Here is a 13,946-nt window from a genome sequence, read left to right on the forward strand (position 1 = left end):
CTGAAGGAAAAAATAATCGCTGAAATTAATAAAATTGAAGAGCAATTTGAAGTGAAAATCTGTCTGGCAGTTGAATCTGGGAGCCGGGCATGGGGATTTCCTTCTAAGGATAGTGATTACGATGTTCGATTCATTTATGTCCATAAAAAGGACTGGTATTTGAGCATTGATCAAAAGCGAGAGGTGATCGAACTTCCAATTAATGACCTCCTTGATATAAATGGCTGGGAAATACGAAAGGCGCTCAAACTGTTTAGAAAATCCAATCCGCCGCTGATGGAGTGGCTCCATTCGGGAATTGTTTATTATCAAGCTTTTTCTTTAGTAGATAAATTGAAGGCAATCCAGAATCAAGTGTTTTTACCGCAATCCGCTCTCTATCATTACTTAAATATGGCAAAAGGCAATTTTCGCGATTATCTCCGTGGAGACCATGTGAAAATTAAAAAGTACTTTTATGTCCTTAGACCCGTTTTAGCTTGTATTTGGATTGAAAGATACAATACGGCCCCGCCAATTAAATTTCAAATCTTGGTAGAAGAGCTTATTGAAGAGGGGCCGTTAAAGCAGGAAATCTCTACCTTGCTTGAAAGGAAAATCAGCGGCGATGAACTCAACCTTGAGCCGAAGGTTAATGCCATAAATGACTTTTTAGAAAAAGAAATCAATCGGATTGAGGAATATACCAAGACCCTTAAAGTATCTAAAGAGGATATGACCCCGATTTTGGATGATCTATTCCGAGATATTCTTGAAGAGGTTTGGGCATAATCATTTCAGTCTCAAAAAAATATAAATTACTTTGTGAGCCACTTTATATCAAAAGTGGCTCATTGTTTTAAATAAATATTAGCTGTTGATAATTGTTAGAGGGATAAAAATTCATAGTTTCTGCAAATTTTTGTTGTAGAATACCATTTGAAATATAATTTTAGGAGGTAAATATGAAAAGTAATAGATTGGTGGTAGGATTTGTTTCATTGGGCTTAATGTTAATGTTGTCTGCCTGTGCTAACAATAGTAATGAGAAGAGTTCTGATGAAAATAAAAAAATGGACCATAATAGTATGAAAATGGAACATATGGAACACTCAGGTTCAGATGAGGTTCCTAATGGTTTAAAGGAAAAAGTGAATCCTACTTATAAAGTGGGAAGTCAAGCAATTATCAATGCTGACCATATGGAAGGGATGAATGGAGCTAAAGCAACAATAGCGGGAGCATATGTTACAACAGCCTATGCGGTTTCTTATACTCCAACTACAGGTGGAGAAAAAGTAGAAAACCATAAATGGGTGATTCAAGAAGAAATTATGAATGCTGGTAGTACATCATTAAAACCTGGAACTCAAGTTACCTTAGAAGCAGACCACATGGAAGGTATGAAGGGTGCCTCTGGCACAATAAATTCAGCAGAACAAACTACGGTATATATGATTGACTACACTCCGGTTGGTGCGGGAGAAAAAGTTACAAATCATAAATGGGTAACAGAAAGTGAACTTTCAAGCAAATAAAAGGTATATATTGATTTAAGGTGATTAAATGTATAGTATATTAAGTCATTTTAGCTCATTTGTTAGTAAACCGTTCTCCAATATAGCCTATAGCTTAGAAGCATGGCCAATAGTCTTTGCGTTTATTCTAGGAGTTATTGGAGCACTTGCTCCTTGTCAATTGACTGGTAATATTAGTGCTGTAACAATTTATGGTAACCGTTCTATTCAAAAGAAAATCGCTTGGAAGGATGTTATCTTTTTCACTTTCGGTAAAATAGTAGCATTTTCTTTATTAGGTGTTTTGGTGTGGCTTCTCGGAAGGGAAATTGAACAAAATCTCACCTTATATTTTCCATCGATTCGGAAGATAATGGGGCCATTATTAATGATAGTTGGGTTATTTATGATGGGTTTTATTAAATTAACAGGAACATTAAATCTATTAAAGGGATTAAATGAATACAAGAGTGAAAATCCATTCGGCTCTTTTATGTTAGGATTTAGTTTTTCATTAGCATTCTGTCCGACTATGTTTGTACTTTTCTTTGTCACCTTAATGCCTGTCGTATTATCTAGTGCAAATGGGTTTATTCTACCTCCAATCTTTGCAATTGGAACTGCAATTCCACTATTGATTTTTATTTTTATCATTTGGTTCCTCGGCGGTAGTGGAGTGTTAATGAAAAAAGGGAGAAAGTTTGGAATGGTGATACAAAGGATTGCCGGTATTTTGATGTTTCTCTTAGGAATTTTTGATACATTAACTTATTGGTCTTTATAAGAATAACAACACAAAAAGTAAAGTAGTAAAGGAGAGCCGTTTGGGTTCTTCTTTTTTTTGAGATTTTGGGCTAAAGTAACAAAAAATTGAAGCCAGATTTTACAAATCAATGAACAAATGAACAGAAAATCAATACTCCATATTATCTCCAACAAAAATGCATACAATCTGCAAATTTCCCCATTACATTAAACATATGAACATTAGATACAAAAATAGCTTTTTGGAGGTGGAAAAATGAAGAAACTATTTTTATTTATTTTTGCATTATCATTTATCCTTTCATTCGATGTAAGGGTATTTGCAGATGAGGGGCATTCTCATACCCCCAATTTAAAACAAGCAACAGAGAATCTAAAAAAGGAAACATCCGTTGGTGATCATGCCACTATGGATCATGACAGCAGAACCGATATGGAGGGAATGGACCATGAAAGTGGAACCGACATGGAGGGAAGTGGTGATGAAGATCACGATCATCATGGACCAGTGGTTGAATCACCACCAAACTATAAAGTGTTAAGTACATATGGGGCAGTGAATCTATCATTTGTCCTAATAGGTGTCTGGAATAGATGGTTTAGACGGAAGGGAGATGTAAACAATGGCAATGCCTGAGAAAAACTTACCAGAAAAGGAACCTTTTGATCTCCTATCTATATCAGTTGTGAAAAAGTTTGTGAAAAGCAAATGGTATCCTGGAATCTTTCAATGGATTGTTATTTTTGTATTTTCCATCATAGTTTACGAATTAGTAATGGGTACCGTAGATCCGAGTAAAAACTTTGGTACTACGATGACTTGGGTGTTATGGTGGCCGATTATTCCAGTCCTATTTTTACTAACAGGCCGCTTCTGGTGTGCCATATGTCCGTTCGGTAAATTAAGTGATATTGTTCGTAAATTTGTTGGCAGCAGGCGACCGATGCCTAAGTTTTTAAGAAAATATGGAATTTGGTTGATAGATTTATTCTTTATTGCCATTACTTACAGTGACCATGTGTGGGGAATTGTAGAGTCGCCACGAGGTTCAGGTTACCTATTGCTTTTACTCGTAACCATGGTTGTAGCCACTTCTGTTTTTTATGAAAGAAGAACCTTTTGTAAAACACTCTGTTTCCTTGGTGGTCTTGCTGGAAACTATTCACGCTCTGGTGCATTAAAAGTACAGGCGACTCCTGATATTTGTAAAACCTGTAAAGTCCAATCTTGCTTCAAAGGAACCGAGGGTGTTGAAGGATGCCCAATGTTCCAATTCCCTAAAACAATGGAGTCCAGTGCAGAATGTAATATTTGCGGAAACTGTGTGAAAAACTGTCCAAGCAATTCGGTTAAAATTACAACTAGAATTCCTACAAAAGAATTGTGGGGATTAAAAAATCCGAAGCTTGAGCATGCTTCTTTAGCTGCTGTTATTATGGGTATCGTGTTCGTACAAAATATAACCATGCTTGAACCATGGCAGGATATTCTGAATGCAATTGGTTCTGTGACTGGTACAGAAAACTATGTTGTTAACTTTACGATTGCCTTTATCATTGCCATGGCATTACCAATTCTTTTATTGGTAGGAACTGCAAAACTAGCATTACTACTTGGAATGGAAGGTTCAATTAAAAAAAACTTTACCCGTTTTGGCTATGCCATTGTTCCTTTAGATCTTGCTGGGCACCTAGCTCATAACCTTTTCCACATCTTCACTGAAGGTAAGGCAGTATGGTTTAATTCAATTCGATTATTTGGAGTAGCTTCAAATCCAGCAAGTCTAAGTCTCGCCTCAACTTCAACCGTTCAAATGATTCAGTATATAGTGATATTAATCGGGTTGGTAGGTACTTGTTATGTTGTTTACAGAATGGGTAGAGGCAAAATGACATCTTTAAAAGCTATGCTGCCATATTACGCACTTATGACTATACTAGCAATCACAAATATTTATTTATTCTCCTTACCTATGATGCATAGAGTTTGATGTAGGATTAAATAATGCCTTATTTATTATAATTAATTTTAAAGAGGGGAAGGGATTAGCAAAAACCTATTTTGAGGTTTTTGCTAATCTCTTCCTTTTATGATTATTACTTGCAAACCAAACTTTTTAAGGATAATTATTAATAAAAATTCCTCAATAAATGTCAAAGTTCAACAATTAGTCACAAGTTGGTCTGATAAAGATATTGTTATTAATCCTATTTATCATTATCATTGTATCGACAGTAGAAACTATTTTTCATAAAGTTTAGTTATTACAACAATGATTTTGGTGATAAGGGTGTGATGGGTTGCAAACAAAACAGAAGATAAGTACATTACTACTAATCTTTGCCCTGTTTCTATTTTTATTTCCGTCTATTTCTTCGGCGCACGCATACATAAAAAAGTCTACACCATTAGAAAATGAAACAGTTGAAAAGGCACCATCCGAGGTTATGATAAAATTTGATGAATCAATCCAACCGGCCTTTAACTCCATAAAAGTGTTTGATTCAGAGGGGAATCGAGTCGATAAAAAGAATGGCCGAATTGATCCAAAACAACCATCTATCTTAACGAGTGGATTAAAGAAGGGCCTTCCCGATGGATCCTACCGGATTAAATGGAAGGTGGTTTCAAGTGATGGCCATCCGGTCGAAGGTGTCATTCCATTTCAGGTTGGTGATGAAGGTCAAAATTCAGCAACTTCCAATAAGGTAACAAAGGGTTACAAACCCAAGGCCGATCTAATCGTCATTCGTTGGCTTCAATATTTTAGTAATGCTTGTTATGTCGGGCTAATCTTTTTTTATATGAAGGTCATGCCCTATAAATTAAGGGAGATAGAATCAGTTGACAAGAAGTTCCGGAGACTAATTAATGCGAGTCTAACCCTCCTATTCTTTAGCCTTTTATTAAGTTTGCCACTACAGGCATCGATTGAATCTGGATTCCCATGGAGTGAAGTGTTCAGCTTTCCATTAATTGAAAATGTCTTAATGAATACGAGTTATGGGCATTCATGGATTATTCAAATCGCTCTCCTCATTACGCTTGTTCTACTTACTTCTTTCATGGGGATGGCCGAGAGCACGAAACGAATCATTTTGTGGGCTTGTTTTATTCTAGGAAGTGCCTTGCTATGGACAAAGTCTATGACAAGTCATGCCGCTTCCCAATCAAATCAATTTTTACCGATTGCAATGGATTTCCTTCATTTATTCGGAGCATCGATTTGGATTGGAAGTTTAATTGGTTTTATCGGCTTCCTTTCATTAAGAAAAAATACGGATTTCAAACAGGATTATCTTAGAATGATAAAAAACTTCTCCAAATGGGGCTTAATTATTGTTCTGCTCTTAACCTGTACAGGAATATATAGCAGCTTATTATATATTCCCAACCTTTCAGCCCTGGTCCAAACAACTTATGGACAGGTATTAATAGGTAAAGTTAGTTTATTTGTCCTAATGGTAGTGCTTGCTGGGGTGAATTTTCTTAAAGGAAAAAGGGGTACTGCCAAGGGATTAGGGACTCCCATAAAGGGTGAACTTTTGACGGGTCTAATCATCCTTATTCTTTCTGTCGTGTTAACCAATTTACCAACAGCCATGCAGTCGCCGGGGCCGTTCAAGGAAACCAATATAGTAAATGAGGGCAAGCAAATTACACTGGCAGCAACCCCAAATATAATTGGAACGAATTTATTTGAAGTTACATTAAAAGATAAAGCAGGACAGCCCATCAAAGATATTGAACAATTACACCTAACGTTTACAATGCTTGAAATGGATATGGGAAAAGAAACGGTTAACCTAGCAAAAACGGCCGAAGGAAAGTACGAAGTAAAGGGTTTACATTTTACCATGGCTGGAAAGTGGAACGTACATGTACACGTTTTAACAAAGTCATTAGAAAGTATCGATACAGATTTCAACGTTCTAGTGGGAAGCCAATAAAAACATTCGAGGAGAGTTAACAATGAAAAAAATGATTGGCAGAATTTCAAAAGTATTTATTCCGGCAGTAATCAGCTTATTTTTCTTTTCAAGTATGGCAAGTGCTCATGTCACAGTAATGCCAAAAACATCTTCAACAGGCGCATGGGAAACTTATACTTTAAAAGTGCCAGTTGAAAAGGATGTAGCCACCACGAAAGTAACGGTCAAAGCACCAGCTGGTGTAGAAATTATGTCTTATCAACCCGTTCCAGGCTGGACCTATTCATCTGAAAAGGATGCTAGTGGTAAAGTAAAAACATTTACCTTCAAAACAACTGGGGAAGGGATTTTAAGTGGTCAATTCCAACAATTTGTATTTGTAGCGAAAAACCCGGAAAAGGCAACCAAAGCTGCTTGGGATGCTTTTCAATATTACAAGGATGGCAGTATAGTCGAATGGACTGGTGGGGAAGGGTCTGACGCACCCCATTCTATTACAGATATTGTAACTACTTCCAACACAGACCAACATAGCAGTCAAACATCAGAACATAGTGATAAGGCACAAACAAAGGATAACTCAAAAACGAAAACAGAAGTGACTGAAAAGAAAACAGAAACATTCACATCTTTATCACTAATTTTATCGGGATTAGCAGCGTTGCTTTCCTTCGCTGCACTGATTATCGCAATCCGAAAAAAATAAAATGCAAATAGAAGATGCCGTGTGCATCTTCTATTTTTTTAAAAGGTTAAAATATGGTGTCTTCCTAGTCTTATTCATAGGGCAATATCTTGAGTTCGGCGTTTATTCTTAGTGATTGTTTCTACTAATGCCTTAAATAGCTTTAGAGAATGATGGAAAATTGGACTTTGAATGAATGTATAAAGGAAAGTAGCTATAAAAACAGGACCACCTAACAATAAACCAATCAATAATACTATGCTTTCTACCGTAATGCGTGCTTGACTAACAGATAACTTAGTTTTATCAGAGATGGATAACATAAAGCCATCACGAGGACCCGCACCGATTCCTGCTGCAACATACATCCCGCCGCCGACCCCTGTAATGATGATTCCACAGAGAAGAATAAGGTAATCAACCCAAGTATCTGTTGCTTTTGGAAGAATATCTAACCAGAGGAAAAAGTCCATGATAGGTCCAATACATAAGGCATTAAGGATAGTACCTATGTTAATATAACTCCTTGCTACAAAAACAGAAATGATTATCAGGATCAGTCCGCATATGACTCCCCATGTTCCAATGGTTAAACCAAAATGTTCAAATAGCGCAACATTCAGTACCTCCCAAGGATGCAGGCCCACATATTTTACCTTAACGGCAATTGCATTTCCTAAGCCAAAAAAGGTTAGTCCCGCAAAAAATAATAAATACTGAACCAGCTTCATTTTTAGTTACCCCCACACAAAACCTTTTTTCTGAATATTAAAACCTATCTTAAGATTCTAAAGTATGATTGAATAATAATCAATGATTATATTGATATATAGAATTGAATTCGTTAGATTGATATAATTTAAATATGTTAGAATAGTTAAATTTTTCTTAGGATAGAGGGGATATCTATGCATCTCGTTGCATCAGAAAAAGTAAAAAAAATGTCGGCTAGTATTTTTCAAGAGATAGCTAATCGAAAACTGAAAGCTATCAAAGCTGGTAAGGATGTCATTGATTTAAGTGTAGGAAGTCCAGATTTTCCACCGCCGTCATTTGTTGTCGATACATTGATTGATTGTGCTAGTGACTCAAGCAAATATGGCTATACCCTAACAGGGATACCTGAATTTAATCATGCCGTAAGTTATTTTTATAAGCAAAGATATGCGGTTGACCTCAACCCAGAATCTGAAGTATTGCAGCTGATGGGGTCTCAGGATGGTCTTGCTCATTTGGCTTCGGCAATCATTAATCCTGGTGATTATGTATTGGTACCGGATCCCGGGTATCCCATTTATGAGGCAAGTGTAAACATTGCAGGCGGGATTATCTATCCGATGCCGTTATTAGCTGAAAACAAGTTCCTGCCAATGCTAGAAGAAATCCCGTTAGATGTGCTGGATAAAACCAAAATGATGATTATCAGTTATCCTGGTAACCCTGTAACAGCTTTAGCTGATCAGTCATTTTTTGACAAGGTAGTTACCTTTGCTAAGCAGCACAATATTTTGGTTGTTCATGATTTCGCGTATTCTGAGTTGATTTTCGATGGGAATCCACAGCTTAGTTTCATGTCGGTTCCAGGGGCAAGGGAGATTGGAATTGAATTTAATTCCCTTTCGAAAACCTTTAATATGGCAGGCTGCCGTATCGGTTATGTCGTTGGCAATGAGCAAGCCATTGACATCTTGGCTTCATTTAAATCCCATATTGATTATGGAGTCTTTTATCCGATTCAAAAAGCAGCCGTAAGGGCGTTAACTTCAGATTTCGCCTTTCTTAAAACACAGGTGAATGAATATGAGCTGCGTCGCGATGTATTGATTTCTGGGCTTGAAAAAAGTGGTTGGCAAGTAGCCAAGTCCCCAGCAACCATGTTTGTGTGGGCAAGAATCCCTGCAGGATGGAAATCCCGTGAGTTTGCCTTTGAATTAATTGACCAAGCTGGAGTGGCTGTCATTCCTGGTGATGCGTTTGGAAACCTGGGAGAGGGATATGTTCGGATTGCTATGGTGCAACCACCAGAACGACTATCCCAAGCGGCTGAAAGAATTTATGAATTCCTAATGGAATATTCAAGAAAGAAGTAAAGTAACATCATACGTAATGGTGATTTTTTGGGCAAACTCCTTCTTGCCTCTTCTATAAATATAAATATCTACATATATTTTTTAAAAGACCTTCTTTCGCAAGAGGGTCTTTTACTTTGAAAATGAAAGAGGGATAAAATGCTCAGCGATTTACAACATTTAGAATTAGATATCCCGATTGAAGTGATTTGGGACTTTATTCGAGACGAAAACAATTGGGCACCACTTGTACCTGGCTATATTCAACATGAAAAAAGAAATGAACGACAAATCTGTTGGGAATTTAAGAGTGATCTTGGAGTAATGAAAAAAAAGGTTAGTTTATTGATAGATATTAAAGAGTGGAACGAACCATCCAGGGTATCTTTTGATTTAAAACGTTCAAATGAAAAATATTTAGGTAAGGGTTATTTTGAAGCAAAGGCATTAAATAAAAATAAAACTCGTGTGACGGGCTTTCTAGAAATCAATGCAACAGGACCAATGGGATCTTTAGCTAATTCCCTTTTCAAAAAAGCACTCCAAAAATCAGATGATGAGGTAGCGTCAGTCATTTCTACTAAATTAGAAGAATTTCATCGCAGGTAAAAATTTAAGATAAACTTAAGCAAACCATGATAAAGTTAGTCCAAATTCCACTATCCCGAAAGATAGAGGACAGGAGGATTAACGATGAAACAATCAAAACCAAACAAAGCCCTAAATGTATTTCTTATTATTTCACTGGCATGGGTGGGAGCTGGATCATCCATACCATCTGCTTATGCTGAAACTAACACGTCAACAGTTCAAGAAAACCAACTAGCAAGCACTCTTTCAAAATTAGAAATTGAAGGAAAGGAGCTCGACCAGAAATTCGCTGCAGACTTATTTGAATATACTGCCACAGTTGGGAACGAGGTTGAAAATATTAAGCTTTTAGTAGATAGCTCTAATACAGATGCATTGATTACGATTAACGGTCAGGAGATTGTCAAGGGGACAACAGGGACTTATGCGCTTCAAACAGGGGAAAATAAGTTTATTATATCTGTAAATAATGGAACTGGTTCATCAAATACCTATACTCTGACGGTAACAAGAGAGAAAAATGCGAGTAATTTCTTAATAAGTATTGAACTATCAAAAGGTGAGTTATCACCCAAATTTTCTTCAGATGTTAATGAATATAATGTCAATGTTCCAATTGAAATTCCTGCCATTACATTTAAACCGACAGCGATAGAAGCAACATCAACAATAAAAGTGAATTCTACTATAGCAGGGAAAAATGGGGTGGATGTTTCGCTTCCCGTTGGACAGACAGAAATAATGATCACGGTAACTGCTGAAAATGGCACAATGAAGATTTATACCATCCACGTTACAAGGATGAAAGCTGTTGAGGATAAAGCAGTCGAAGATACACCAGCAGAAATCAAAGCACCTGCGGCAAATCAGAAAAATAATCCAGTATCTATCCAGCCTAGTACACGAACAAATAATCGACCTAATTCTGCGCAGCCAACACCCCAGCAGCAAAGTTCTTTAAATACCGAACAAGTAAGTAAAGCATTACTTTCTTCACTGTCAGTGTCTGAAGGAACATGGGATAGTACCTTTACAAGCGATGAGTTTACTTATCATATCACGGTGTCAAGTGATGCTGATGAAATAACACTAAAGCCGATTGCAAAATATAGCCGTTCGGAAATCTCGATTGAAGGTGGAACGAGCAAAACAATAAAACTGGAAAATGACAAGAAAACAATTATTTCTGTGGTCGTTACGTATGATGATGGTGATCGAAAGACATATGTGCTTGTGTTTGATAAAGAATCTTAAAAAAGTACGTATTAGATAACCCTAAAAAACCTGCACAATGCAGGTTTTTTTCGTATAATTAAAAATTTATTAAAAAAAAAGAAAACTTATCTTTAACACGTCCAACAAAATTGTGGTATATTAATAAATAAAAAATTTAGCGAATTTTGAGATTAAAGGAAGGTGGCAGTATGACAACAGAAGTAAAAGTAAATGACAGCAGTCTTCCGTTGCGTCGTGATGTAAAATTACTGGGTAAAATATTAGGAGATATTCTGATTAATCACAGTGGTTCTGCATTATTTGATAAAGTGGAAAAAATACGTTTAATGTGTAAAACATTAAGAGAAAATTTTGATCAATCAATTTATAATGCCTTAAAAGAAGAAATTTCTAGTCTAGATGCTCCGATGAGGAAACAAGTTATTCGAGCATTCTCAATGTATTTTCATTTAATTAATGCAGCGGAACAGAACCATCGTATGCGTAGAAGAAGACAGTACCAGCTTCAAGAGGAAAGGGTTGTCCAACCTGCTTCTATTGAAAGTGCGATTCTTTTGCTTAAAGAGAATAATATAGAAGAAGAAGTCATTCAAGATACTTTAAATACTTTATCTCTTGAGCTTGTAATTACAGCTCATCCAACAGAGGCAACGAAACGCTCCATACTTGAGATTCAGCAGCGAATTGCTGATATTCTTAAAAACCTCGATCACCCGTTATTAACAAGAAGAGAAAGAAAAAAGCTGGAAGAAAGTTTGTTTAACGAAGTTTCAATACTTTGGCAAACGGATGAATTACGACAGAACAAGCCTACTGTTTTAGACGAAGTTCGAAATGGTTTGTATTATTTTGATCAAACTCTTTTCGAAGTACTGCCTGAAATTCATCAAGAAGTGGCAGAATATTTAGAGAAGAACTTCACTAATACACAATGGGAAGTTCCTAATTTCTTACGTTTTGGTTCCTGGATCGGTGGTGACCGGGATGGAAATCCAAATGTTACACATGATGTCACTTGGGAGACCTTGAAAAGACAAAGAAGACTCGTTTTAAAAAAATATAAAAAAGCTTTAGTCGAATTAATGAAACGATACAGTCATTCCACTTCAAGGGTGGAGGTAAGTGAGGATCTTCTTACATTAATTGAGCAAGAGGATACTTATTTAACGGATGACAAAAAATGGCCAAATAAAGGTGAGGCATACCGCCGTGCCTTTGCAATTATTATTGAACGTGTAAAACAAGTTGGAAAAACGGACTTGGGCTATAAATCTTCCGAAGAATTATTAGAAGACTTGTATGTGATTAAAAGGAGTTTGAAAAAGCATCATCCAGCAGGACATGAATCAAAAATTATTCAAAAGCTGATCCGCCAAGTACAATTATTTGGGTTTCATTTAGCTACACTCGATATTCGAAATCATAGCGGCGAACATGAAGCAGCCATAACAGAAATTTTACGCAAAGTAAGTATCACCGAGAATTACGCGGATCTTTCTGAAGAGGAGAAACTAAAAATATTGCAAAATATATTATTAGATCCTCGTCCACTCTTACTATTAAATGAAGACTACTCAACGGAAACACAGGAAATGATTAAAGTGTTCCAAACAATTAAGAAGGCACACGAAGAATTCGGAAAGCGAGCTATTTCCGTTTATCTTGTGAGCATGACAAAATCACCGAGTGATTTGCTTGAGGTACTGGTACTTGCAAAAGAGGCTGGGATTTATCGCCTTCACGCAGATGGCACTTTAGAAAGTCATTTACACGTGGCACCATTACTGGAAACAATCGACGATTTAACAGCTGGGCCAAAAATAATGGAAACACTTTTCGAGATGCCTGTCTATCGTAATCATTTGCAAATATTGGGTGATCAGCAGGAAATCATGCTTGGGTACTCGGATGGAAGCAAAGATGGTGGTACACTGACAGCTAATTGGAAACTATATAAGGCACAAATTGAGATTCATGAAATGGCGAAAAGGTACCAAATCGGACTAAAGTTTTTCCATGGTCGTGGTGGTTCGTTAGGCCGTGGCGGCGGTCCATTAAATAAAAGTATCCTATCCCAGCCGGCTGAAACGATTGGGGATGGTGTAAAAATTACCGAGCAAGGTGAAGTATTATCTTCAAGATATCTGCTTGAGGATATTGCCTACCGTAGTTTAGAACAAGCTACCTCTACATTACTTTTAGCCGTTGCACATATCTCTAAGGAAGCAGAGCAAGGTTTCCAACGTGATCCAATTTGGGTTGAATCGATTGAAGAAATATCGAGTTTAGCCTTAACAAAATATCAATCATTGGTGTTTGGTGATTCAGATTTTCTTACCTATTTCACTGAAGCAACACCACTAAAAGAGATAGGGGATTTAAACATCGGCTCCAGACCGATGAGCAGAAAAAATCAAGGACGATTTGAAGATTTACGGGCCATTCCATGGGTATTTGCTTGGACGCAAAGCCGCCAACTGCTTCCTGCATGGTATGCAGCCGGAACCGGTTTAACAGGGTTTGCAGCAAAGAGCGAACAAAATTTGCCTATTCTCCAGGATATGTATGAAAAATGGCCGTTTTTCCGATCAACAATTGATAATTTACAAATGGCCTTAATGAAAGCAGACATCACGACAGCTAGAGAATATTTATCCCTTGTTGAAGACCAAAATATGGCTGAACGGATATTTACTAATATTCTTGAAGAATATGAACGTACCAAAGAAATTCTTCTCCGAATTACAGGCGATAATGAATTGCTTGATCATACACCAAATATTAAAGAATCGGTATTTAGAAGAAATCCATATGTCGATCCATTAAACTTTTTACAAGTAGAGTTAATAAAAGAACTGCGAAGTCAGGGTGGATCAAACGAAGACTTATTAATTGAAGTTTTGCTAACTATCAGTGGAATATCTGCTGGACTACGGAATACTGGTTGATTTATGAAAGGAAGCCTTAAATTCTTTTTCAAAAAGAATTTAGGGCTTTTTTATATATATGGGAAAATTTATGAACGTTTTATGAATTATTTAAAAATGAATGGTTATTCATTCATTTTTGCGCAAAATTCGACATTTTTCGATTTATCCATCGTGCTATATTTTAACCAGAAAAGAAAAGGAGTGAATATCCAAGTAATTATTAAGAGGATATAGGCCAATT

The 13,946-nt window shown here is 36.6% G+C and carries 12 protein-coding genes; 11 read left to right on the forward strand and 1 reads right to left on the reverse strand.

All coding sequences use genetic code 11. The annotated features are described in order from the left end of the window. The 7 genes from AC4QJR_RS07635 (at position 1) to AC4QJR_RS07665 (ending at position 6,900) form a co-directional block, all read left to right on the forward strand. Positions 1-771, forward strand: coding sequence for a nucleotidyltransferase domain-containing protein (locus AC4QJR_RS07635; RefSeq protein ID WP_496526636.1), 771 nt, complete (start codon positions 1-3; stop codon positions 769-771). A gap of 173 nt (positions 772-944) precedes the next feature. Next, positions 945-1,517 (forward strand): YdhK family protein, encoded by a 573-nt coding sequence (locus AC4QJR_RS07640; protein ID WP_496525811.1) that lies wholly within the window; start codon positions 945-947, stop codon positions 1,515-1,517. A gap of 28 nt (positions 1,518-1,545) precedes the next feature. Then, the gene (locus AC4QJR_RS07645) at positions 1,546-2,280 is read left to right on the forward strand and encodes an urease accessory protein UreH domain-containing protein (RefSeq protein WP_496525812.1); all 735 of its coding nucleotides are present in this window, start codon (positions 1,546-1,548) and stop codon (positions 2,278-2,280) included. Between the two features lie 237 nt (positions 2,281-2,517). Beyond that, the gene (locus AC4QJR_RS07650; RefSeq protein WP_375376776.1) at positions 2,518-2,898 is read left to right on the forward strand and encodes a hypothetical protein; all 381 of its coding nucleotides are present in this window, start codon (positions 2,518-2,520) and stop codon (positions 2,896-2,898) included. Continuing rightward, a complete protein-coding gene (locus AC4QJR_RS07655; protein WP_496525813.1) occupies positions 2,885-4,252 on the forward strand; it encodes a 4Fe-4S binding protein in 1,368 nt (455 codons plus the stop codon). Before AC4QJR_RS07650 ends, AC4QJR_RS07655 begins: the two co-directional genes overlap by 14 nt. A gap of 310 nt (positions 4,253-4,562) precedes the next feature. Beyond that, entirely contained in the window at positions 4,563-6,212 is a 1,650-nt protein-coding gene (locus AC4QJR_RS07660; RefSeq protein WP_496525814.1) for a copper resistance CopC/CopD family protein, read from the forward strand. 31 nt (positions 6,213-6,243) lie between these two features. After that, the gene (locus AC4QJR_RS07665; protein WP_496526637.1) at positions 6,244-6,900 is read left to right on the forward strand and encodes a YcnI family copper-binding membrane protein; all 657 of its coding nucleotides are present in this window, start codon (positions 6,244-6,246) and stop codon (positions 6,898-6,900) included. A 74-nt stretch (positions 6,901-6,974) separates the two neighbouring features. Here AC4QJR_RS07665 and AC4QJR_RS07670 read toward each other — a convergent pair whose 3' ends face one another. Then, positions 6,975-7,610 (reverse strand): YczE/YyaS/YitT family protein, encoded by a 636-nt coding sequence (locus tag AC4QJR_RS07670; protein ID WP_496525815.1) that lies wholly within the window; start codon positions 7,608-7,610, stop codon positions 6,975-6,977. A gap of 177 nt (positions 7,611-7,787) precedes the next feature. Here AC4QJR_RS07670 and AC4QJR_RS07675 point away from each other — a divergent pair, with 177 nt between their 5' ends. From AC4QJR_RS07675 to ppc, 4 genes are all read left to right on the forward strand, one after another. Beyond that, positions 7,788-8,969, forward strand: a complete 1,182-nt coding sequence (locus tag AC4QJR_RS07675; protein WP_496525816.1) for an LL-diaminopimelate aminotransferase — start codon at positions 7,788-7,790, stop codon at positions 8,967-8,969. 138 nt (positions 8,970-9,107) lie between these two features. Beyond that, positions 9,108-9,557, forward strand: a complete 450-nt coding sequence (locus AC4QJR_RS07680; RefSeq protein ID WP_496525817.1) for an SRPBCC family protein — start codon at positions 9,108-9,110, stop codon at positions 9,555-9,557. Positions 9,558-9,641: 84 nt separating this feature from the next. Next, positions 9,642-10,793 carry a cadherin-like beta sandwich domain-containing protein gene (locus AC4QJR_RS07685; protein WP_496525818.1) on the forward strand — a complete coding sequence of 384 codons (1,152 nt, stop codon included), beginning with the start codon at positions 9,642-9,644 and terminating at the stop codon, positions 10,791-10,793. Positions 10,794-10,963: 170 nt separating this feature from the next. Further along, positions 10,964-13,723: a phosphoenolpyruvate carboxylase gene (gene ppc, locus AC4QJR_RS07690; RefSeq protein ID WP_496525819.1), complete on the forward strand. Its 2,760-nt coding sequence runs from the start codon at positions 10,964-10,966 to the stop codon at positions 13,721-13,723. Positions 13,724-13,946 lie beyond the last annotated feature (223 nt).

The sequence above is a fragment of the Neobacillus sp. BP17 genome (assembly GCF_059579525.1).

Bases quoted from the DNA above. Each gene is read 5' to 3' on its own strand.
- AC4QJR_RS07665 (WP_496526637.1), top strand. From the start codon at position 6,244: ATGATTGGCAGAATTTCAAAAGTATTTATTCCGGCAGTAATCAGCTTA.
- AC4QJR_RS07670 (WP_496525815.1), bottom strand. From the start codon at position 7,610: ATGAAGCTGGTTCAGTATTTATTATTTTTTGCGGGACTAACCTTTTTT.
- ppc (WP_496525819.1), top strand. From the start codon at position 10,964: ATGACAACAGAAGTAAAAGTAAATGACAGCAGTCTTCCGTTGCGTCGT.
- AC4QJR_RS07685 (WP_496525818.1), top strand. From the start codon at position 9,642: ATGAAACAATCAAAACCAAACAAAGCCCTAAATGTATTTCTTATTATT.
- AC4QJR_RS07655 (WP_496525813.1), top strand. From the start codon at position 2,885: ATGGCAATGCCTGAGAAAAACTTACCAGAAAAGGAACCTTTTGATCTC.
- AC4QJR_RS07680 (WP_496525817.1), top strand. From the start codon at position 9,108: ATGCTCAGCGATTTACAACATTTAGAATTAGATATCCCGATTGAAGTG.
- AC4QJR_RS07640 (WP_496525811.1), top strand. From the start codon at position 945: ATGAAAAGTAATAGATTGGTGGTAGGATTTGTTTCATTGGGCTTAATG.
- AC4QJR_RS07650 (WP_375376776.1), top strand. From the start codon at position 2,518: ATGAAGAAACTATTTTTATTTATTTTTGCATTATCATTTATCCTTTCA.
- AC4QJR_RS07675 (WP_496525816.1), top strand. From the start codon at position 7,788: ATGCATCTCGTTGCATCAGAAAAAGTAAAAAAAATGTCGGCTAGTATT.
- AC4QJR_RS07645 (WP_496525812.1), top strand. From the start codon at position 1,546: ATGTATAGTATATTAAGTCATTTTAGCTCATTTGTTAGTAAACCGTTC.